Below are 20,239 nucleotides of genomic sequence, written 5' to 3' on the forward strand. Positions count from 1 at the left end.
CTGAGGGAACGGTGAGCGGAATTCACAGAAAATTGATCTTGCTTACCCTTGTCAATCACAGGGGAATACAGTATAATAAATTGGTTAAAGTAGGTCGGTTCAACAGGACCGGCCAGGGAGCAATGACCGGCGCCGCCGGAGAGCGGGAGACGTGGGAGTATGGAAGGCATTTTATATCTGCTGCAGCAGCTCAAAGGGATGGTGACCCCCATCGGGATCTTCGATATCATCGACATCCTGATTATGGCGTTTATCATCTATAAGCTCATTATGCTCATCCGCCGCACCAGCTCCGGGGCGGTGGCAAAGGGCATTTTGGTGCTCATTGTGGCCCTGTGGGCCTCCAGCCTGCTTCAGCTTAACACCGTTAATTTCCTGCTGGGCAGGGTGGTGGAATGGGGCGTTGTGGCTCTGGTGGTCATTTTCCAACCGGAGATCCGCCGCTTCCTGGAGCAGATGGGCCGTACCAGCCTGGGCCAGGTTTTTACCCACGCTGAGGAACGCAACGAGCTGGATGGGGCCATCACCCAGACGGTGGAGGCCTACGCCTCTCTGTCCAAGTCCAAGACCGGCGCGCTGATGGTGTTTGAGCGGAAGAATATGCTGGATGATGCCATCAAGACAGGCACTGCCCTGGACTGCTCGGTGAGCGCCGAGCTTCTGAAAAACATCTTCTGGAACAAGGCCCCCCTCCATGACGGCGCCGTCATCGTCCGGGGCGGCCGGATCGTGGGCGCGGGCTGTATGCTCCCCATGTCGGGCAACGTGAATCTGTCCCGGGAGCTGGGTATGCGCCACCGGGCGGGCATCGGCGCCAGCGAGCACACCGACGCGGTGGTGGCCATCGTGTCGGAGGAGACCGGCTCCATCTCGGTGGCGGTGGGCGGGATGCTCAAGCGGCATCTGGCCCCCGAAACCCTGGAACGGCTGCTCCGCAATGAGCTTATGCCCGAGCAGGAACAGACCGAAGCTCCGTCCAAGTTCAAATTCATGTCGCTGTTCCGGGGCGGAAAGGGGGAGAAGCTGAATGGTGAGAAAGATCACTGATTCCAAGTGGTTCTATATTCTGGTCTCCCTGCTGCTGGCCTTTGCCCTTTGGATCTATGTGGGCAAGGAGGCCAACCCCCTGACCACCGGTACCGTCCGCAACGTACAGGTGGTATTCAGCGGCCTGGACGTGCTGGAAGAGCGGGGCCTGATGATCTCCCAGGGAGCCGATCAGACGGTGAGCCTCAACATCCAGGCCCGCCGGGAGGTGTTCAACCGCCTGTCCCAGGGGGATGTGACGGTGAATATCGATGTGTCCGGTATTACCGAACCGGGTGAGCAATCCATTCCCATCACCACCCGTATCATCAACTATCCCCGGTCCATCACCTCCACCGACGCCATCGATCTGCGGTATACAAGCCCCTCCACTGTGGACTTTACCGTGTCCCGCTGGACGGAAAAGGATGTGCCGGTACAGGCGGTCTTTGAGGGCAGTGTGGCTGAGGGCTATCAGCGGGGCGAGTTCTCCATCACTCCGGAGACCATTACCATCAGCGGCCAGGAGGAGCTGGTCAACGAGGTGCAGTATGCCCAGGTGACCGTGGCTCAGCAGGACCTGACCAGCACCTACAGCGAGCAGTGTCCGGTGACCCTCATCGATTCCAACGGCAATCCTGTCACAGGCATCAATATCAAGGCCGATCCCCAGACCGTTCTGGTGACCCTGCCGGTAGAGGTGCTCAAGGAGGTACCCCTCACCGTCAACCTCATCGAGGGCGGCGGCGCTACGGCGGCCGACGCCAAGGTGACCTTCAGCCCCACCGACACCATCATGGTGTCCGGCGATCAGGCTGATGTGGAGGGCCTGAAGGAAATCTCCCTGGGTGATATCAAACTGGCCGACGTATACGGCACCAATGTGTTTACCAAGGAGATTGAGCTCTCCCCGGAGCTGACCAACGTCAGCGGCATTACCGAAGTGAATGTGACGGTGACCATTCAGGGCCTGGCTACCCGCACCATGAAGGTGGACAACATCGAGATCATCAACACGCCCGAGGGCTATGAGGCGGAGGCCATCACCAAGTCGTGCAGCGTCCTCATCCGGGGCCCGGAGGAGGAGGTCAATGAGATCACCGAGTCCCAGCTTCGGATCGTAGCCGACCTGTCCAACACCGATCCCTCCACCGGCAGCCGCACTGTCCCGGTCAAGGTCTATCTGGACGGCAGCAGCAGCGTGGGCGTGGTGGGCGAATACGCCATATCCGTGTCTCTGACCTAGATTCCTGTCACAGAATAAAGAGAAAAACCAAGGTGATCCCATGATTCAAACTGCAAAAGTAACCAAAGTATTTCCCGATGGCCGGGCGGAGGTGGCGGTGAAGCGTCAGTCCGCCTGCGGCCACGACTGCTCCAAGTGCGGCGGCGGATGCAGCGAGCTGATGGTCAGCTCCACCGTGGCCGTCATGGCGGCCAACCCGGTGCGGGCCATGCCCGGCGACATGGTGCGGGTGGAGTCCTCCACCGGCGGCATTCTGAAGGCGGCTGTGGTGGTCTATCTGGTGCCTTTTATCCTGTTTTTCCTGGGCTACTTCATCTGCGCTGCCTTTCAGCTGAGCAGCGGCATCAGCGCCGCGGTGGGCGGCATCGGCTTTGCCCTGGGCGTGCTGCTGGCGGTGCTGCTGGACCGGCAGGTCCGCCGCAACCGCTCCATTACCTTCTGCATCACCGCCATCAACCCCGCTGACTGATGTTCGGCTATGTGCGTCCCTGGCGGGACGAACTGAAGGTGCGCCAGAACCGGGACTATGAGGCCCTCTACTGCGGGGTATGCCACGCCCTGGGCAAGCGCCACGGCTTTCTGGCCCGGATGTTCCTCAACTACGACTTCACCTTCCTGGCCATGCTGCTGGACGGGGCCAAGCCGGAGCCTGCCTCCAGGCGATGTCCCGCCCGGCTGTGGTGCAGGAAAAAGAACTGCGTCCTCTCTGACGGAGTGGACGCAGCCGCCGATGCCGGTACCATCCTCAGCTACTGGAAGCTGCGGGATACGGTGGACGACAGCGGGTTCTGGAAGGGGCTGACTGCCCGGCTGCTCTCTCGAATGCTCCGCCGTGGCTACCGGAAGGCTGCCGTCGCCCGGCCTGATTTTGACGGCCAGGTGCGCCAATGTCTGACGGAGCTGCAGGCGCTGGAAGGGGAGAAGTGTTCCTCCATCGACCGGACGGCGGACACCTTTGCCCGGCTGCTCACCGCTGCCGCGCCCCCCTCAGGGGACCGGGCACGGGACCGGGCCATGGAACAGCTGCTCTACCACATCGGACGGTGGATCTACCTGGTGGACGCCTGGGACGATCTGGAGGAGGACAAGCGTACCGGCTCCTACAATCCCATCCTGACCCGCTTTGACGGCAGGCCGGAGGAGGGACGGGAGACCATGCGCACCACTCTGCGTCACTCTCTCAATCTGGCCCGGTCCGCCATGGCCCTGCTGGAGCTGGGCCACTGGCAGGAGACGGTGGAGAATATCCTCTATCTGGGCCTGCCCGCCGTGGAAGAACTGGTTTTTACCGGCCAATGGAAGGCCGCCAATCATACAGACAGGAGAAAACATACATGAGCGATCCTTACAGCGTATTGGGTGTAAAGCCCGACGCCAGCGACGACGAGATCAAGCGGGCGTACCGGGAACTGGCCCGGAAGTACCATCCCGACAACTATCAGAACAACCCTCTGGCCGATCTGGCGGAGGAGAAGATGAAGGAGATCAACGAGGCCTACGACGCCATCACCAAGATGCGCTCCGGCGGCGGCCACCAGGGTGGAAGCTATCAGGGCGGCTATCAGCAGTCCTACGGCTCCTCCTCCCAGGGCTCCAGCCTGTACAACCAGGTCCGCCAGGCCATCAATATGGGGGATCTGAGCCGGGCCGAGCAGCTGCTCCGCTCCGCCCCCAACCAGGATGCCGAGTGGCACTTCCTCACCGGCTCTCTGGCCTACCGGAAGGGCTGGCTGGACGAGGCCACCCAGCACATCCAGATGGCCTGCAACATGGACCCCTCCAACGCCGAATACCGTCAGGCCCTGATGATGATGCGTCAGGGCGGCCAGGCCTACCGGCCCTACGGCTACGGCGGCGGCCCCGACGCCTGCGATATGTGTACCGCCTGTATGTGTCTCAACTGCCTGTGCGGCGGCTGCGGGAACTGAGCCATGGCAGGGCGTGGTTCTTATCGCGGCGGCGCGGGCCGGACAGCGCTGGTGGGCCTGCTCACCGGCTTGTCCCTCATCTCCCTCTACCTGGCCTTTCTGGCCCCCAGCGGCAAGCTGGCGCTGGTGGCGGTGGCGGGGGTGTTTCCGGCAGGGGCGGTGGTGTCCGCCAGCCTGGCCGCTGGGTTTTTCTGCTACGGCGCCACCGGTATTCTGGGTTTGCTTCTTATCCCCAGCAAGAGTGTGGCGCTGCTCTACTTGATCTTCTTCGGATTGTGGCCCATGGTGAAAAGCTTGCTGGAGCGGCTGCCCAGCCGGGTACTGGAATGGGTGGGCAAGCTGGTTTGCTGCAACATCGCCCTGGCGGTGCTGTGGTTCGGGCTGAAGGCACTCTTTCTGCCCTTTTTGCCCGCCGCCCTCAGCCAGAGCTGGATGGTCTTTGCTGCCGGCAACATCGGCTTTGTCATCTATGACATCGGCTTTTCCAAGCTCATTGCCTTCTATGTGGCCCGGGTGGACAGGGGCTTGCGGAAGAATCGGTAGTCTGATATAATAATACGTAATGAACAAAGCTGGAAGTCTTGAAAGCTAAAGCTTTCAAGGCCAAATAGCTTTGTTCAGGTGCAAGGTTTTTGGACGAAGTTGTCCAAAAACCTTGCGCCTTCCACTGGTGCGTTGAGACGCACCAGTGGAAATACGCATTATAACAATGGCTGAATTCCATAAAAGCGGCTCCCTTGAGCCGTTTTTATGGAATTGCGCGGCTACTGCCGCGGGAATAAACCGATTTTCGGTTTATTCAGCAGACATTATAATAAATAGGATTAAATACTTTCATACGAACAGGGGGAACCCCATTTGGTCAAGAGTATGACCGGCTACGGTCGGGGAGAGGCCAACCTGAACGGCCGTCCCATCACGGTGGAGCTGCGCTCGGTGAACAACCGCTATCTGGACTGCACCGTCAAGCTGCCCCGCATCTATGTGTTTGCCGAGGACGCGGTGAAGAGCCGGGTGCAGAGCCGGATTTCCCGGGGCAAGGTGGACGTGTATATCACCATCGGCCCCTCCGCCAATGGCGACGTGGCCATTTCGGTGAACAAGCCTGTGGCCGACGGCTATTATGCCGCCCTCAAGGACCTGCGGGATACCTATGGCCTGCGGGACGACATCTCTGTATCCCTGCTCTCACGGTTCCAGGACGTGTTCCTGGTGGAAAAGACCCAGGAGGACCTGGAGGCCCTGTCTGCCGATATCTGTACGGTGCTGGATCTGGCGCTGGATGACTTTGACGCCATGCGGACTCGGGAAGGGGAGAAGCTGTGCCAGGACATCCGGTCCCGGGCGGCCACCATCGAGGGCCTGGTGTCCAAGGTGGAAACCCGCTCTCCCGGCATCGTGGCCGACTACCGGGCCAAGCTGGTGGCCCGGATGAACGAGGTGCTCCAGAACACTCAGATCGACGAGAGCCGCATTCTCACCGAGGCGGCCATCTATGCCGACAAGGTGGCGGTAGACGAGGAGACTGTCCGCCTGCGCAGCCATCTATCCCAGCTGGACCATATGCTGAGCCAGGGCGGCGCCATCGGCCGCAAGCTGGACTTTTTGATTCAGGAGTTCAACCGGGAGGCCAACACCATTGGCTCCAAGTGCAGTGATATTGAGACCGCCGGCTATGTGGTGGATATCAAGGCCGAGATCGAGAAGATCCGGGAACAGATCCAGAACATCGAGTAAGGAGCGGCCCCATGAAACTGATCAACATCGGCTTTGGCAACATGGTATCGGCGGGGCGGCTTATCGCCATCGTCAGTCCGGAATCCGCCCCCATCAAGCGTATGGTGCAGGAGGCCCGGGATAAGGGCAACCTGATCGACGCCACTTATGGACGGCGTACCCGGGCGGTGCTCATCATGGACAGCGACCACATCGTGCTCTCGGCCCTCCAGCCGGAGACGGTGGCAGGCCGACTGGGCGGAAAAGAGACAGAAGCCGCAGAGGAGGAAGAAGCGCCTTGATGGGAAAGAAAAAGGAACGGGGCACGCTCATCGTGCTGTCCGGCCCCTCGGGAGTCGGAAAGAGCACCGTGATCGCCGAGCTGCTCAGCGAACGCAAGGACATCCATTTTTCCGTGTCCTTCACCACCCGGCAGCCCCGGGTGGGCGAGGAGAACGGAGTGAACTACAACTTCGTCGCCCGCGAGGAATTTGAGCGGATGATCGCCAACGACGAGCTGTTGGAATACGCCGAATATGTCCATAATTACTACGGCACTTCTCTGCGGGTGATCCGGGAGAAGCTGGATGCCGGTATCGACGTGTTGCTGGACATCGAGGTCCAGGGCGCCGCCAAGGTGCGTGCCAAGTGCCCCGACGCGGTGTGTATCTTCATCGTACCCCCCTCCTTTGAGGAGTTGTCCCGCCGGCTGCACCGCCGGGCCACCGACAGCGAGGAGGTCATCCAGGGCCGGCTCCAGAAGGCCCGGGAGGAATACCGGGAGATCCCCAATTACGACTATCTGGTGGTCAATGACAAGGTGTCCGACGCGGCGGAGGAGATCATCTCCATCCTCACCGCCGAGGGATGCCGCACCAAAAACCGCATGAATCTGGTAGAAGGAGTCTGATCGAATATGATGCTCGAACCCCCTATGAACAAACTGCTGGAGCAGGTGCCCAGCCGCTATATGCTGGTGAACGTGGTGGCCCAGCGGGCCCGTCAGGTGGCCACCGAGGCGGAGGACGCCGGCATCTCTCTGGACGATAAGCCTGTCACCATCGCCATCCGTGAGGTGGCCGAGGGTAAGGTGGAGCTGAACCAGGAAGAGGCCTGATATGAGAGGAATGAGAGGCAAGCGACAGACTTTCCGGCCTGTCGCTTGCCTCGGGCTGTCCTTAGGGGAAATGGGAAGGAGATGGACATGGTAGCGAAAATCGCCCTCAAGGCTGCCACCTACGCCATCGACAAGCCCTACGACTACGCCGTGCCTGCCGAGCTAACTGTTACTCTGCGGCCTGGGATGCGGGTCATTGTGCCCTTCGGCGCGGGCAACCGCCGCACTGAGGGCATTGTACTGGCCCTGGAGGCCCAGGGCCCGGCAGGCGTGTCCTTAAAGCCGGTGCTCACCGTGCTGGATGACAGCCCGGTGCTGGACGGTGAGGCCATCAAGCTGGCCCTGTGGATGCGAGAACGGTGGTTCTGCACTGTGTACGACGCCGCCCGGGCCATGCTGCCGGCAGGGCTGTACTATGCACTCCAGGACCAGTGGAAGGTGGCCGAGGGGGTGGACCGGGAGGCGGCCTTTGAGGCCGCCGGCAAGTCGGACCACGCCCGGCAGGTGGTGGAGCTGCTCTTTGCAAACGGCGGCTGCGCCGATGTGACCGCCATTCGGGAGGCCTTCGGCACCAAAGACCCCAATCCCGCCCTTAAGCTGCTGCGGGACAAGGGGATCATCACCCTGGAGACCAGTGCCGCCCGGGGCGTGGGAGACAAGACCGAACAGGTGGCGTCCCTGGCTATGCCCGCCCAGGAGGCCCTGGATCAGGCTGCCGCACGGCGGCGAACCGCCCCGCTGCAATATGCGGTGGTGGAGCTGCTGTGTGTCATCGGCGAAGCTTCCACCAAGGAGCTGTGCTACTTCACTGGGGCCAGCTCGTCCACCCTCCGCGCCCTGGCCAAAAGCGGGGTGATCACCCTGGGAAAGCGGGAGGTCTACCGTCGGGTACAGGTGGAGGGCGTGGAGCAGCTGGCCGAGCCGGTACTCAACGGCGAGCAGCAGGCCGCCTTTGACGGCCTTAACGCTTTGGCTGCCGGAAATAAGGCCGCCGCCGCGCTGCTCTACGGCGTCACCGGCAGCGGCAAGACCCAAGTATACCTGAAATTGATCTATGAAACCCTGCGGCGGGGGAGAACCGCTCTGGTGCTGGTGCCCGAGATCTCCCTGACTCCTCAGCTGATGCGGCTGTTCTCCTCCCACTTCGGGGAGCAAATCGCCGTGCTGCACTCCTCCCTGAGAGCGGGGGAGCGGTACGACGAGTGGAAGCGCATCAAGGCGGGGGAGGCCCGGGTGGTCATCGGTACCCGCTCCGCTGTCTTTGCTCCCCTGAAGGGCCTGGGCCTCATTGTGTTGGATGAGGAGCAGGAGGGGACCTATCAGTCGGAAAACGTGCCCAAGTACCACGCCCGGGACGTGGCCAAGTTCCGCTGTGTCCAGCACAAGGCTCTGCTGCTGCTGGCCTCGGCCACCCCGTCCATTGAGACCATGTACCAGGCCCGGCAGGGCGCCTACCAGCTGTTTACCCTGAAACAGCGGTACAATCAGCGGCCTCTGCCCCCGGTAGAGATCGTGGATATGAAGGGGGAGCTGCGCTCCGGCAACGGTACTGACCTGAGCGGCGTGCTTACCCGGGCCCTGGCAGATACTGCTGAGCGGGGGGAGCAGGCCATTTTACTGCTCAACCGCCGGGGTGCCAGTCGGATGGTGAGCTGCGGGGAGTGCGGCGAGGTACCCACCTGCCCCCGGTGCTCCGTCCACCTCACTTACCACTCGGCCAACGGGCGGCTCATGTGCCACTACTGCGGTCACTCCCAGCCTTTACCCCCTGCCTGTCCGTCCTGCGGCGGTACCCTGAACTTCATCGGGGCTGGCACTCAGAAGTTGGAGGAGGAGCTGACCGAGGCTCTGCCCGGCCGGGAGGTGCTGCGGATGGACGCCGACTCCATCTCGGCCACCCACAGCCACGAGAAGCTGTTCGCCCGGTTTGAAGGGGAGAACATCCCGGTGCTGCTGGGCACCCAGATGGTGGCCAAGGGTCTGGACTTTCCCAACGTGACTCTGGTGGGCGTCATCAACGCCGACCAGTCCCTGTATGTAGACGACTACCGGGCGGGTGAGCGCACCTTCTCTCTGCTCACCCAGGTGGTGGGTAGAGCGGGCCGCGGAGCCCGGGGGGGACGGGCCGTCATCCAGACCTATACCCCCGACAACGACGTGATCCGCTGCGCCGCCCGCCAGGACTACGACGGCTTCTATCAGCAGGAGATCGCCCTGCGGCGTCTGCGGGGCTGCCCGCCCTTCCGGGATCTCTTCGTGCTCACCGCCTCAGGCAAGCTGGAGGCGGCGGTGCTGCGGACCTGTATGCGGCTGCGGCGTACTTTGGAGGGCTGGCTGAGGCTGCCCGCCTATGAGGGATTGGAGGTCCAGCTGCTGGGTCCCGCCCCGGCTTCCATCGCCAAAATCAACGAGCGCTACCGCTACCGGCTCACCATGGCCTGCGCCAACACCAAGCCGGTGCGTGATATGATCGCCGCCCTGCTGCGGGCGGCCCAGACCGATAAAGAAAACAAAGGGGTGTCGGTGACCGCCGACGTGAACCCACTGGATTAGGAGGAAGAACATTATGGCACTGCGTACCATTCTCACCGACGGCGATCCCGCCCTGCACAAGGTCTGCCGTCCTGTGACCCAGTTTGATGAAAAGCTCCACGACCTGCTGGACGACATGAAGGAGACGCTGGCCAAGGCCAACGGCGCCGGACTGGCTGCTCCCCAGGTGGGCATCCTCCGCCGGGCGGTCATCGTGGTGGATGCCAACGATGAGATGCTGGAGCTGGTCAACCCGGAGATCATTGCCCGGGAAGGGGAGCAGGAGGGCTTTGAGGGCTGCCTGTCCGTTCCCGGCCGCTGGGGCGTGGTGAAGCGTCCCATGAAGGCCAAGGTGCGGGCTCAGGACCGCAACGGCAACTTCTTTGAGGTGGAGGGCGAGGAGATCGTGGCCCGCTGCTTCTGCCACGAACTGGACCACCTGGACGGCCACCTGTTTACCGAGCTGGCAGGCCGCCTGTACACCAGCGAGGAGCTGGAAGAGCTGATGGCGGAGGAGGACGACGCATGAGAATCCTCTTTATGGGTACGCCCGATTTCGCGGTGCCCTCTCTGGAGGCCCTGATCCAGGCGGGTCACCAGATCTGCGGGGTGTTTACCCAACCCGACAAGCCCAAGAACCGGGGCATGAAGCTTCAGGCTCCGCCGGTGAAGGAGTGCGCTCTGGCCCACGATATCCCGGTGCATCAGCCCACCAAGCTGCGGGACGGCACCGCCCTGGCTCTCATCCAGGAGCTGGCCCCCGAGCTCATCGTGGTGGCCGCCTACGGCCGCATTCTGCCCGACGACATTCTGGCCGCGCCTCCCAAGGGCTGCATCAACGTCCATTCATCCCTGCTGCCCAACTACCGGGGCGCCGCTCCCATCAACTGGGCGGTGCTCAATGGGGATAAGGAGACCGGCGTGACCATCATGCACATGGCCCACGACCTGGATGCCGGGGACATCATCTCCCAGGCTGCCACTCCCATTGATCCCGATGAGACGGTGGTGACCCTCCACGACCGGCTGGCTGTGCTGGGGGCCCAGCTGCTGGTGGAGACGGTGGCTCAGATTGACGCTGGTACTGCTACCCGCACCCCTCAGGACCATGACAAGGCCACCCTGGCCCCCATGCTGAGCCGGGAACTGTCCCCCATGGACTTCACCCGCACCGCCCGTCAGCTCCACGACCAGGTCCGGGGCCTGATTCCCTGGCCCGCCGCCGTGGCTACCTTGGGAGACAAGCGGTGTAAAGTATTTAAAACTGTCGTTTCTGAGGGGCGCACCAACGCTGCTCCCGGCACTGTTCTGGCCGCCGGAAAGGATGGCCTGGCGGTGGCCTGCGGGGAGGGCACCGTACTGCGGCTGGAGGAGATCCAGCCCGACGGCGGCAAACGCATGAAGGCCGCCGACTACCTGCGGGGTCACCCCATTGCGGTGGGGACCGTGCTGTCCCTGCCGGAGCAGGGGAAATGAACCTGATCTGGACCCTGGCGGTCACCGGCGTGGTGGCCGCCCTGGGTTTGTACCTGGTGCTGCGGTGGCTGGGCCGGGCCGGTGTGCCGGTGCCTCTGGCCGCCAAAGGACTTGCAGCCAAGGGCTATATGCCTGACAGTAGAGAATGTGTAAAGGTATTTGCCGTTACATTTGGATTCCGTATTTTGATCTTCCTGCTGGTGGGGTTGGTGGCCTGTTTCGTGCTTTATCCCGGCTCCGGTCCCGACGCCTTCCTGTGGATCTGGAAGAAATGGGACGGCCTGCACTACGTCAATCTGGCGGAGCTGGGCTATTCCGGCTATGTGGAGGACGGGAAAAATCTGTTTCTGGTGTTTTTCCCCTTGTATCCCTGGCTGATGCGGGTGATTTCCCTTATCACGGGCAATACTATGGCGGCGGGGCTGCTGATTTCCTTTGTCTGTTACGGGGCGGGCTGCGTCTTTCTCTACAAACTGGCCGCCTTTGAGCTGGGCAGGGAAGGCGCCCGGCGGACGGTGCTCTTTCTGTCGGTGTATCCCTACGCGTTCTTCTTCGGCGGCATTATGACGGAGAGCTTGTTCCTGCTTACCACCGCCGCAGGGCTGTGGTACATCCGCCGCCACCGCTGGTGGCTGGCGGGGATATGGGGGCTGTTGGCCGCCATGACCAGGATGCACGGCGTCCTGCTCATTGGGGCGGCAGCGGCCGAGCTGGTGGAGCATATGGGCCGTTTTGATTGGAAAACCATTGCCCGCAGGCTACCTGCCCTACTGCTGCCGGCTGTGGGCACCCTGATCTATTTGACCCTCAACTGGTCTGTAACTGGCAACCCATTTGCCTTTACAGTTATGCAGCAGCACTGGAGTCAGGGCTTCTGTCCCATTGCCGATACCCTGTGGTATGTGCTGCAAAACGCCCTGAGCTACCCTACGGAGCTGGTGCGGTACCAGATTTGGATCCCCACCATTGTGCTCTTCCCGGTGTTTTTTGCCCTGCTGGTATGGGCCCGGAACAAGTTCCGGGGTATGTACACTCTGTACGGCTTTGCGTACCTGGTGCTCAACTACTCTTTGTCCTGGCTGCTCAGCGCCGGACGCTATCTGTCCTGCGCCCTGCCGTTCTTCCTGTTCGCCGCCGCCCTCACCGAGGGGAGACCCAAGCTGACAGCGGCGATCACCACCGCCATGGGGGCGGGATTCCTGCTCAATCTGTTCTGGTTCCTCACCGGGGGCCAGGTCATGTGACTGGAGGTCATTATGCCCTTTTTCTACTATTTTGACACCTATTACTGGATCATTCTGGTGCCAGCTATGCTCATCGCCCTGCTGGCCCAGATCAACGTGTCCTCTACCTTCAACCGCTATTCCCGCATTGCCAGCCGCCGGGGCCTTACCGGCGCACAGGCTGCGGAGGAGGTACTGAAGGCCCACGGGGTGTACGGCGTGCGCATCACCCGGGTGTCCGGTAAGCTTACCGACCACTATGATCCCCGGACCAATACCATCCGCCTGTCCGACGCGGTGTACGGTTCCACCAGCATCGCCTCGGTGGGAGTGGCCGCCCATGAGGCGGGCCACGCCGTCCAGTACGCCCAGGAGTACGGTCCTATCAAACTGAGAGGGGCCATCATCCCGGTATGTAACTTCAGCTCCCAGATCTCCATCCTGCTCATTATCCTGGGCTTTGTCCTGTATTCCAGGCCCCTGTTTGCCGTGGGTGTGGTGCTCTTTGCCGTGGCCGCCTTCTTCCAGGTGGTCACCCTGCCTGTGGAGTTCAACGCCTCCCGCAGAGCCATCCAATCTTTGCAGGATACCCATATGCTGGACGACCAGGAGCTGCGGGGGGCCAAGAAGGTGCTTGGGGCTGCCGCCATGACCTATGTGGCCGCTCTGCTGGTGTCCATTGCCCAGCTGCTGCGCTATATCCTGGCTTTCAACAGCCGCCGGAGGGATTGACATATGACTGCCAGAGAAGCGGCCCTCCGGGCCCTGGTGGCCTGCGAACAGCAGGGCGCCTGGTCGGACGGCTTTTTGAAGAAGATCCTGCGTACCGCCGGACTGGACAGCCGGGACGCAGCCCTCACCACCCGGCTGTGCTTTGGTGTGCTCCAGAACAGGCTGCTGCTGGACTACTACTTGGGCAAGCTGTCCACGGTGAAGCTGGAAAAGATGGAGCCCGCCGTCCGCAATGCCTTGCGGCTGGGGGCCTATCAAGTGTTATCCCTTGACAGAGTGCCCGACCACGCCGCCGTCAGCGAGGCGGTGGATCTGGCACGGAAGGGCTCCAAGAATCCCCGGTCCGCCGGTCTGGTGAACGGTGTGCTTCGGTCCCTGGTGCGGCAGAAGGACAGCCTGGAGCCGCCGGAGGACCCGGCGGTGCGGTATAGCCATCCCCAGTGGCTGGCCGACCTCTTTACCCGCCGGCTGGGCAGGGAGGAGGCCACCGCCCTTATGGCGGCCAACAACGGGGAGCCGCCCACCTGCGCCCAGGTGAACACCACCAAGGCCACGGTGGAAGAAGTGACCGATTCCCTCCGGGCGGAGGGAGTGGAGGTCCAGCCTCATCCCTGGCTGCCAAACTGCCTGCTGCTGTCCCACACCGGCAGCCTGGAGGAGCTGGCCGCCTTCCGGGATGGCCTCTTTTACATTCAGGACGCCGCCGCCAAGCTGGCGGTGCTGGCCGCCGACCCCAGAGAAGGCATGGACGTGCTGGACGCCTGCGCCGCCCCCGGCGGCAAGTCCTTTGCCGCCGCCATTGCCATGTGGGGCGAGGGGAAGGTGGTATCCTGCGACATCCACCCACATAAGATGGACCTGATCCAGGCGGGGGCCAAGCGGTTAGGCCTGGACTGTATTACAGCGGAAGTGCTGGACGGCAGGGAGTGTAAAGAAGAATTCCTTGACGGATTTGACCTGGTATTGGCCGACGTGCCCTGCTCCGGCCTGGGTATCATCCGCAAGAAGCCGGACATCCGCTATAAGGACCCCAAGCCCCTGGAGGGGCTGCCCCGGGTCCAGAAGGCCATTCTGGACAATGTGTGCCGCTACGTCCGTCCAGGCGGTGTGCTGCTCTACGCCACCTGCACCCTGCTGGAGCGGGAGAATGAGGACGTAGTGCGGGCATTTTTAGACAAGCATAAAGACTTTACATTGGAGCGTTTTCAGGTGCCCGGCGACTTTGAAGGCGCCAGGGAGGGCATGGTGACCTGCTGGCCCCACCGCCACGGCACCGATGGCTTTTTCTTTGCCAAGCTGAGGAGGAAGGCATGACTGACATCAAATCTATGGATCTGGCGGAGATGACCGCCTATTTGAAGGAGTTGGGGGAGCCCGCCTTCCGGGCCAAGCAGGTCTTTCAGTGGCTCCACCGGGGGGTGCGCTCCTTCGATGAGATGACCAACCTGTCCAAGGCCCTGCGGGAGAAGCTGAAGGCCGACTGCCTCCTGTGTCCGCCGGAGGTGGAGCGCAAGCAGGTGTCCGCTCTGGATGGCACCATCAAATATTTATGGCGCTTATCCGACGGAAACTGCATTGAAACCGTTTTGATGCGCTACCATCATGGGAATACTGTGTGTATCTCCTCTCAGGTGGGCTGCCGCATGGGGTGCGCCTTCTGTGCCTCCACTCTTGGTGGCAAGGTAAGAGACTTGACACCTGCTGAGATGCTGGACCAGGTGCTCTTTACGCAGATCGATTCCGGCCACACCATCAGCAATATTGTGCTCATGGGCATCGGTGAACCCCTGGACAACTTCGATACGGTGCTGCGGTTCCTCTCCCTGGTCAACAGCCCCGACGGGCTCAACATTGGAATGCGCCACATCTCTCTGTCCACCTGCGGTCTGGTCGAAAAAATTGACAAACTGGCCGAACATCAGTTACAATTAACCCTATCGGTATCCCTCCATGCCCCCGACGACGAGACCCGCAGCAAGCTCATGCCGGTGAACAGAAGCGTGGGCGTGGAGAAGCTCTTTGACACCTGCCGCCGGTATTTTGAAAAGACCGGGCGGCGGATCTCCTATGAGTACGCCATGGTGGACGGGGTGAACGATTCCGACTGGCAGGCTGACCTGCTGGCCAGTCACCTGAAGGGCACCCCGGGCCATGTGAACCTGATCCCCCTGAACCATGTGGCGGAGAGCCCTCTCAAGCCCAGCCGCCGGGTGGCCCAGTTCCAGAAGCGCCTGGAGTCCCACGGCATTACTGCCACGGTGCGGCGCAAGCTGGGCGGGGACATCGACGCCTCCTGTGGTCAGCTCCGCAGGAAGGCCATGCTGCATACCGATGATTAAGCTGCACTGGCTAAACGCCAGTTCCATTGTTTTGCCGCAGGCCCGGGCAGCAGGGCCGACCGGCTGGAAAAGAGGCTGATTCACTATGATCAAAGCGTGGGGCATCACCGATAAAGGCGTGGTGCGTACCCAGAATCAGGACGGGTATTACTTAGACGTGCCGTCGGAACACCTGGCCGTAGGCGTGGTGTGCGACGGTATGGGCGGCGCCAAGGCGGGCAACATCGCCAGCCTCATTGCCGTGGAGACCTTCGTGGATACCCTCCAGCACGCCCAGGGCGAGCCGGATACCCCGCCGCCGGCGGTGCTGGCCCGTGCGGCGGAGGAGGCCAACGGCGCGGTATACCGCCGGGCCAGTTCCGATCCCGACTGCTTCGGTATGGGCACCACCATGGTGGCGGTGATGGTGGTGGACAACACCGCCTACCTGCTGAACATCGGAGACAGCCGGGCCTACCACATCAACGAAGAGGGGATCACCCGGCTCACCCGGGACCACTCGGTGGTGGAGGACATGGTGGCCCGGGGAGATATCACCCCGGAACAGGCCCGCACTCATCCCCGAAAGAACCTGATCACCCGGGCTCTGGGCGCGGAGGAGCGCATCCGGGCCGACCTATATGAGCGGGAGCTGGTCAGCGGAGACTACCTGCTGCTGTGCTCCGACGGGCTGAGCAACATTCTCTCCGACCAGGAGCTGCTCTACGAGGTCATCCACGGGGGAGATCCGGCTGACTGCTGTCAGCGGCTGCTGGACATCACCATCTCAAGAGGTGCGCCGGACAACGTGACGGCGGTCCTCTTCCAGATCCTTTGAAAAGGGGGTAATGAACTATGGATCAGTACATAGGGAAATTACTCGACAACCGATATGAAATTCTGGAGCGCATCGGCATCGGCGGCATGGCCGTGGTGTACAAGGGCCGGGATCACCGGCTCAACCGGCTGGTGGCCATCAAGATCCTGAAGGAGGAGCTGGCCTCCGACGCCGAGTTCCGCCGCCGCTTCCACGATGAGTCTCAGGCCGTTGCCATGCTGTCCCATCCCAATATCATGGCGGTGTACGACGTGTCCCACACGCCCGAGCTGGACTATATCGTCATGGAACTGCTGGACGGCATCACCCTCAAGCAGTATATGCAGAAGAAGGGCGGCAAGCTGGCCTGGCGGGAGGCCCTTCACTTCATCACCCAGATCATGAAGGCCCTGTCCCACGCCCACAGCCGGGGCATTATCCACCGGGACATCAAGCCCCACAATGTGATGGTGCTGCGGGACGGTTCCCTGAAGGTGGCCGACTTCGGCATCGCCCGGCTCACCTCCTCGGCACAGGCTACCCTGACCCAGGAGGCCCTGGGCTCGGTCCACTATATCTCCCCCGAGCAGGCCCGGGGCAGCCACATCGATGCCCGCAGCGACATCTACTCCGCCGGCGTGGTGCTCTATGAGATGATCACCGGCCGCCTGCCCTATGAGGGAGATTCCCCTGTGGCAGTGGCCATTCAGCACATCAATTCCATCCCCCTGTCTCCCAGAGAGATCGATCCGGAGATCCCCGAGGCTCTGGAAGCCATCACCATGAAGGCCATGGCCTCCGACGTGAACCAGCGGTATATCTCCGCCGACGCCATGCTGGCCGACCTGGAGGAGTTCCGCAAGAATCCCTCCATCAACTTTGACTATACCCCGGCGGATCTGCTGGTCACCGAAGGGGATGAGCCTACCCAGGTGCTGGGGGCCAATACCCCCAGCAATGTGCGGACCCAGCCCGCCCACGCCGACCGCTATGAGGAGGATACCTGGACCCGGTCCAGAGGTCCCCGGCGGGAGGAGGACCCCCGCAGCCGTACCAAAAATAAGCGGTACGAGGATGACTATGAGGAGGTCCGGGGTGCCAACAGCCGTCTGCCCATCTTCCTGGCCATCGGTGCGGTGGCTCTGTTCCTGGTGGGCATGGGTGTGTTCCTGTGGTTCTCCTTCTTCAATGGCCTGGGCGGCGGCGGTTCCACCCAGTATAATGTGCCCAAGCTCATTGGCATGACCGTGGAGGAGGCCGAGCAGCACTCCGACGTGGTGGAGGCTGGCTTCCATATCGTGGTCGGCAATACGGTGGACAGCAGTCTGCCTGCCGGTCAAATCGTATCTCAGGACCCGGAGAGCGGCCGTAACGCCCAGGCGGGCGCTACCATTACCGTGGATCTGAGTAACGGCAGCGACTCCGACGAGCTGGAGGAGGGCGTCATGCCCAACCTGGTGGACCGCGACAAGCGGATCGCCATCAGCGAGCTTAACGCCCTGGGCTACAGCGAGGAGAAGGGCAACCTGGTGATCCAGGAGGAGGCCAGCGAGGACGTGACCAAGGATTACGTCATCTCCACCGATCCCAAGGCCGACGCCAGCCTGGAGGGCGTGGACAAGGTGACCCTGGTGGTGAGCACCGGCCCGGACGAGGAAACGGCCACCGTCATCAACTTTGTGACCATGACGGAGCAGGAAGCCCGGGATGCCGCCGACAAGCTGGGGCTGATGGTCTCCGTGGAGGAGGTATATGACGACTCCGTGGAGGCAGGCCGGGTATGCTGGCAGAGCATCGATCCTAATACCCAGGTGGAGAAGGGCCAGACCATCCGCCTGCGGGTGAGCAAGGGTTCCGACCCCTCCGCCGGCGAACCCACCACCCAGCCCAGCACCGATCCCAATGAGTCCACTCCGCCCACCGACCAGCCCACCGAGTCCCCCAGCAGCCAGCTGAAAACCATCTCCTACACCGTCAATCTGCCCCGGGATCGGGACAGCGTGGAGGTGGTGATCACGGTGGACGGACAGGAGCAGTACCGCAAGACCCTGGATACGGTTCAGCAGCTGGTGACGGTGCCCCTGAAGGGCAGCGGCACCCAGACCGTCGGCGTCTACTTTGACGGCCAGCTCAGCCTGAGCGAGCCCAAAGACTTCGGCTGATATGGAAGGGATCATCTTAAAAGCCCTCAGCGGCTTCTACTATGTAGACGACGGCTCCGGCAGGCTCACCGCCTGCCGGGGCCGGGGCAAATTCCGCCATCAGAAGGTGAGTCCCCTGGTGGGGGACCGGGTGGAGTTTACCCGCCTGGAGGGGGAGAGCGGCATTCTGGACGCCGTTCTGCCCCGGAAAAATGAGTTCCAGCGCCCGGCGGTGGCCAACATCGACCAGCTGGTGGTGGTGGCCTCCGGGGCCATTCCGGTCACCGACCCCTTCCTCATCGACCGGGTGGTGTCCATCGCCGAGGGGCGGGACTGCGAGAGCATCATCGTCCTCAACAAGTGCGACCTGGACGGGGCGGACAGCCTCTACGACACCTACACCAGGGCGGGCTTCACTACCCTGCGGGTGAGTGCCGAGACAGGGGAGGGCATCGACGCCCTTTCTGCCGCAATCGCAGGAAAGGTTTCTGCCTTTACAGGAAACTCCGGCGTGGGCAAGTCCTCCATTCTCAACGCCCTCCAGCCCGACTTCCATATTCGGGTGGGCGAGGTGTCCGACAAGCTGGGCCGTGGCCGCCACACCACCCGCCATGTGGAGCTGTTCCGGCTGGACAGCGGGGCCATCGTGGCCGATACCCCCGGCTTCTCCTCCTTTGATACCGAGGAGATGGAGCTGCGGCGGCCGGAGGAGCTGCAATACACCTTCCGGGAGTTCGCCCCCTATCTGGACCAGTGCCGGTTCACCGGCTGCGCCCATGTAAAGGAAAAAGGCTGTGCAGTCCTTGCGGCGGTAAAAGCGGGTGAGATCCCGGCCAGCCGTCACCAGAGCTATGTGCGGCTGTACCAGCAGGCAAAGGAAGTGCCGGAATGGCAGAGAAAATAACCAAACAGGCCCTCATCGTCGGCGCAGCCCCCTGCGCCGACCTGGCTTTTCTGGGGGCGTATCTGGAGGGAAAGGACTGGACGGTGATCTGCGCCGACGGCGGGCTGCAAACCGCTCTGGCCGCCGGGCTGAAACCGGACTACCTCATCGGGGACTGGGACTCCGGCGGCGGCCCCGCCGGGGACGTGCCCTATGCCACCCTGCCGGTGGAGAAGGACTTTACCGACCTCCAGGCGGCGGCCCACTGGGCCTTGGAACAGGGATGCAAAGAGCTGCTGCTGTGTGGCTGCACCGGCGGGCGGCTGGACCACACCGCCTCCAATCTGGTGCTGCTGGAGTGGATCGCCCGCCGGGGCGGGAAAGCCGTCATGGCCGACGGGGACAACGAGGTGCGTTTTCTGGAAAACGGCGGCCTTACGCTGGAAGATACGCCCCACTATCACTATCTGTCTATCATTCCCCTGGACAAGGCTGTAAAGGGTGTTACCCTGCGTGGGGTAAAATACCCCCTGGAGAGTGCGCTCATCACCCGGGGGGACACTTTGACCGTCAGCAACGAACCCGCCGCGCCGGTGATGGAGATTTCTGTGGAGGAGGGGGCAGTGCTGGTGATCCGCAGCCAGCGGGAACCATAAAAGCATACTGAATACCTCATGTGGGGCGGCAAAAGCCGCCCCCTGTTTTGTTGTCCGCCCCTGGGGCATGAACACAACCGCCTTCCTGCGCGTATACTGGGACAGAACCAGTGAAGGGAGGCGGCTGTTTTGACGTTGGAGGGCAAGAAGGCGCTTGCCGCGGCGGCGCTGTGCGGCGCGGGCGCGGTGCTGCTGTTTCGTCCGGGCACTCTGGCGGTCTTTGTGGCCGGGGCCTGGATGGGCCGCCGGGGCTTTGGCTGGCTCAAACGATATTGGCTTGACAGGGAGGCATAAGGTATGAAGATCGTGGTAGTGAAGTCCCCCAAAGCCCTCAGCAGCCTGCTGAGGCTGGTATTCGGCATCAAAAAATCCGACCTGGCGCCGGAAAGCCGGTCATAGCCGGACCCCCTTGTACATATATTGCCCTA

23 protein-coding genes are annotated in these 20,239 nt (G+C 62.2%); all 23 read left to right on the forward strand.

The features are described from left to right. Positions 1 to 159: 159 nt before the first annotated feature. Positions 160 to 1,047: a diadenylate cyclase CdaA gene (gene cdaA / locus B5F94_RS01735; protein ID WP_087187919.1), complete on the forward strand. Its 888-nt coding sequence runs from the start codon at positions 160 to 162 to the stop codon at positions 1,045 to 1,047. Continuing rightward, a complete protein-coding gene (locus B5F94_RS01740) occupies positions 1,028 to 2,272 on the forward strand; it encodes a CdaR family protein (protein WP_087327071.1) in 1,245 nt (414 codons plus the stop codon). The genes cdaA and B5F94_RS01740 overlap by 20 nt, the downstream gene beginning before the upstream one ends. 40 nt (positions 2,273 to 2,312) lie before the next feature. Further along, positions 2,313 to 2,741, forward strand: coding sequence for a SoxR reducing system RseC family protein (locus B5F94_RS01745; RefSeq protein WP_087187921.1), 429 nt, complete (start codon positions 2,313 to 2,315; stop codon positions 2,739 to 2,741). Beyond that, complete coding sequence (locus B5F94_RS01750; protein ID WP_087327073.1) at positions 2,741 to 3,610, forward strand: DUF5685 family protein; 870 nt, start codon at positions 2,741 to 2,743, stop codon at positions 3,608 to 3,610. Before B5F94_RS01745 ends, B5F94_RS01750 begins: the two co-directional genes overlap by 1 nt. Then, on the forward strand, positions 3,607 to 4,200 hold the full coding sequence (locus B5F94_RS01755; protein ID WP_087327075.1) for a J domain-containing protein: 594 nt from the start codon (positions 3,607 to 3,609) through the stop codon (positions 4,198 to 4,200). The genes B5F94_RS01750 and B5F94_RS01755 overlap by 4 nt, the downstream gene beginning before the upstream one ends. A 3-nt stretch (positions 4,201 to 4,203) precedes the next feature. Next, positions 4,204 to 4,743: a hypothetical protein gene (locus B5F94_RS01760; protein WP_087187924.1), complete on the forward strand. Its 540-nt coding sequence runs from the start codon at positions 4,204 to 4,206 to the stop codon at positions 4,741 to 4,743. A 315-nt stretch (positions 4,744 to 5,058) separates the two neighbouring features. Continuing rightward, positions 5,059 to 5,937, forward strand: coding sequence for a YicC/YloC family endoribonuclease (locus B5F94_RS01765; protein ID WP_087327078.1), 879 nt, complete (start codon positions 5,059 to 5,061; stop codon positions 5,935 to 5,937). A gap of 11 nt (positions 5,938 to 5,948) precedes the next feature. Then, positions 5,949 to 6,218: an extracellular matrix/biofilm regulator RemA gene (locus B5F94_RS01770; protein ID WP_087187926.1), complete on the forward strand. Its 270-nt coding sequence runs from the start codon at positions 5,949 to 5,951 to the stop codon at positions 6,216 to 6,218. Then, positions 6,218 to 6,826, forward strand: coding sequence for a guanylate kinase (gmk, locus tag B5F94_RS01775; RefSeq protein ID WP_164496874.1), 609 nt, complete (start codon positions 6,218 to 6,220; stop codon positions 6,824 to 6,826). Before B5F94_RS01770 ends, gmk begins: the two co-directional genes overlap by 1 nt. A 6-nt stretch (positions 6,827 to 6,832) precedes the next feature. Further along, entirely contained in the window at positions 6,833 to 7,033 is a 201-nt protein-coding gene (gene rpoZ / locus B5F94_RS01780) for a DNA-directed RNA polymerase subunit omega (protein ID WP_087187928.1), read from the forward strand. A gap of 87 nt (positions 7,034 to 7,120) precedes the next feature. Continuing rightward, a complete protein-coding gene (gene priA, locus B5F94_RS01785) occupies positions 7,121 to 9,586 on the forward strand; it encodes a replication restart helicase PriA (protein WP_242965535.1) in 2,466 nt (821 codons plus the stop codon). 13 nt (positions 9,587 to 9,599) lie between these two features. Beyond that, on the forward strand, positions 9,600 to 10,094 hold the full coding sequence (gene def, locus B5F94_RS01790; RefSeq protein ID WP_087327086.1) for a peptide deformylase: 495 nt from the start codon (positions 9,600 to 9,602) through the stop codon (positions 10,092 to 10,094). After that, positions 10,091 to 11,041 carry a methionyl-tRNA formyltransferase gene (fmt, locus tag B5F94_RS01795; protein WP_087327089.1) on the forward strand — a complete coding sequence of 317 codons (951 nt, stop codon included), beginning with the start codon at positions 10,091 to 10,093 and terminating at the stop codon, positions 11,039 to 11,041. Before def ends, fmt begins: the two co-directional genes overlap by 4 nt. Next, the gene (locus B5F94_RS01800; protein WP_087327092.1) at positions 11,038 to 12,285 is read left to right on the forward strand and encodes a glycosyltransferase family 39 protein; all 1,248 of its coding nucleotides are present in this window, start codon (positions 11,038 to 11,040) and stop codon (positions 12,283 to 12,285) included. The genes fmt and B5F94_RS01800 overlap by 4 nt, the downstream gene beginning before the upstream one ends. Before the next feature lie 12 nt (positions 12,286 to 12,297). Continuing rightward, positions 12,298 to 12,996 (forward strand): zinc metallopeptidase, encoded by a 699-nt coding sequence (locus B5F94_RS01805; RefSeq protein ID WP_087187933.1) that lies wholly within the window; start codon positions 12,298 to 12,300, stop codon positions 12,994 to 12,996. Positions 12,997 to 12,999: 3 nt separating this feature from the next. After that, positions 13,000 to 14,310, forward strand: a complete 1,311-nt coding sequence (gene rsmB, locus B5F94_RS01810) for a 16S rRNA (cytosine(967)-C(5))-methyltransferase RsmB (RefSeq protein ID WP_087327096.1) — start codon at positions 13,000 to 13,002, stop codon at positions 14,308 to 14,310. Further along, positions 14,307 to 15,335, forward strand: coding sequence for a 23S rRNA (adenine(2503)-C(2))-methyltransferase RlmN (gene rlmN, locus B5F94_RS01815; protein ID WP_087187935.1), 1,029 nt, complete (start codon positions 14,307 to 14,309; stop codon positions 15,333 to 15,335). Before rsmB ends, rlmN begins: the two co-directional genes overlap by 4 nt. A gap of 85 nt (positions 15,336 to 15,420) precedes the next feature. Beyond that, positions 15,421 to 16,152 (forward strand): Stp1/IreP family PP2C-type Ser/Thr phosphatase, encoded by a 732-nt coding sequence (locus B5F94_RS01820; protein ID WP_087327098.1) that lies wholly within the window; start codon positions 15,421 to 15,423, stop codon positions 16,150 to 16,152. 17 nt (positions 16,153 to 16,169) lie between these two features. Then, positions 16,170 to 18,293, forward strand: coding sequence for a Stk1 family PASTA domain-containing Ser/Thr kinase (pknB, locus tag B5F94_RS01825; protein WP_087327102.1), 2,124 nt, complete (start codon positions 16,170 to 16,172; stop codon positions 18,291 to 18,293). Position 18,294: 1 nt separating this feature from the next. Beyond that, entirely contained in the window at positions 18,295 to 19,176 is an 882-nt protein-coding gene (rsgA, locus tag B5F94_RS01830; RefSeq protein WP_087327106.1) for a ribosome small subunit-dependent GTPase A, read from the forward strand. Further along, positions 19,161 to 19,811, forward strand: a complete 651-nt coding sequence (locus B5F94_RS01835) for a thiamine diphosphokinase (protein ID WP_087327110.1) — start codon at positions 19,161 to 19,163, stop codon at positions 19,809 to 19,811. The genes rsgA and B5F94_RS01835 overlap by 16 nt, the downstream gene beginning before the upstream one ends. 129 nt (positions 19,812 to 19,940) lie before the next feature. Beyond that, positions 19,941 to 20,105 (forward strand): hypothetical protein, encoded by a 165-nt coding sequence (locus B5F94_RS16370; RefSeq protein ID WP_158098701.1) that lies wholly within the window; start codon positions 19,941 to 19,943, stop codon positions 20,103 to 20,105. A 3-nt stretch (positions 20,106 to 20,108) separates the two neighbouring features. Then, entirely contained in the window at positions 20,109 to 20,210 is a 102-nt protein-coding gene (spoVM, locus tag B5F94_RS16095) for a stage V sporulation protein SpoVM (protein ID WP_140399822.1), read from the forward strand. Positions 20,211 to 20,239 lie beyond the last annotated feature (29 nt).

Origin of the sequence: Flavonifractor sp. An4, assembly GCF_002161755.1 — a bacterium.
GTDB lineage: Bacteria > Bacillota > Clostridia > Oscillospirales > Oscillospiraceae > Flavonifractor > Flavonifractor avicola.

Coding starts and splice junctions, on each gene's coding strand:
- cdaA (WP_087187919.1), top strand. CDS start 160: ATGGAAGGCATTTTATATCTGCTGCAGCAGCTCAAAGGGATGGTGACC.
- B5F94_RS01740 (WP_087327071.1), top strand. CDS start 1,028: ATGGTGAGAAAGATCACTGATTCCAAGTGGTTCTATATTCTGGTCTCC.
- B5F94_RS01745 (WP_087187921.1), top strand. CDS start 2,313: ATGATTCAAACTGCAAAAGTAACCAAAGTATTTCCCGATGGCCGGGCG.
- B5F94_RS01750 (WP_087327073.1), top strand. CDS start 2,741: ATGTTCGGCTATGTGCGTCCCTGGCGGGACGAACTGAAGGTGCGCCAG.
- B5F94_RS01755 (WP_087327075.1), top strand. CDS start 3,607: ATGAGCGATCCTTACAGCGTATTGGGTGTAAAGCCCGACGCCAGCGAC.
- B5F94_RS01760 (WP_087187924.1), top strand. CDS start 4,204: ATGGCAGGGCGTGGTTCTTATCGCGGCGGCGCGGGCCGGACAGCGCTG.
- B5F94_RS01770 (WP_087187926.1), top strand. CDS start 5,949: ATGAAACTGATCAACATCGGCTTTGGCAACATGGTATCGGCGGGGCGG.
- gmk (WP_164496874.1), top strand. CDS start 6,218: ATGGGAAAGAAAAAGGAACGGGGCACGCTCATCGTGCTGTCCGGCCCC.
- rpoZ (WP_087187928.1), top strand. CDS start 6,833: ATGATGCTCGAACCCCCTATGAACAAACTGCTGGAGCAGGTGCCCAGC.
- priA (WP_242965535.1), top strand. CDS start 7,121: ATGGTAGCGAAAATCGCCCTCAAGGCTGCCACCTACGCCATCGACAAG.
- def (WP_087327086.1), top strand. CDS start 9,600: ATGGCACTGCGTACCATTCTCACCGACGGCGATCCCGCCCTGCACAAG.
- fmt (WP_087327089.1), top strand. CDS start 10,091: ATGAGAATCCTCTTTATGGGTACGCCCGATTTCGCGGTGCCCTCTCTG.
- B5F94_RS01800 (WP_087327092.1), top strand. CDS start 11,038: ATGAACCTGATCTGGACCCTGGCGGTCACCGGCGTGGTGGCCGCCCTG.
- B5F94_RS01805 (WP_087187933.1), top strand. CDS start 12,298: ATGCCCTTTTTCTACTATTTTGACACCTATTACTGGATCATTCTGGTG.
- rsmB (WP_087327096.1), top strand. CDS start 13,000: ATGACTGCCAGAGAAGCGGCCCTCCGGGCCCTGGTGGCCTGCGAACAG.
- rlmN (WP_087187935.1), top strand. CDS start 14,307: ATGACTGACATCAAATCTATGGATCTGGCGGAGATGACCGCCTATTTG.
- B5F94_RS01820 (WP_087327098.1), top strand. CDS start 15,421: ATGATCAAAGCGTGGGGCATCACCGATAAAGGCGTGGTGCGTACCCAG.
- pknB (WP_087327102.1), top strand. CDS start 16,170: ATGGATCAGTACATAGGGAAATTACTCGACAACCGATATGAAATTCTG.
- rsgA (WP_087327106.1), top strand. CDS start 18,295: ATGGAAGGGATCATCTTAAAAGCCCTCAGCGGCTTCTACTATGTAGAC.
- B5F94_RS01835 (WP_087327110.1), top strand. CDS start 19,161: ATGGCAGAGAAAATAACCAAACAGGCCCTCATCGTCGGCGCAGCCCCC.
- spoVM (WP_140399822.1), top strand. CDS start 20,109: ATGAAGATCGTGGTAGTGAAGTCCCCCAAAGCCCTCAGCAGCCTGCTG.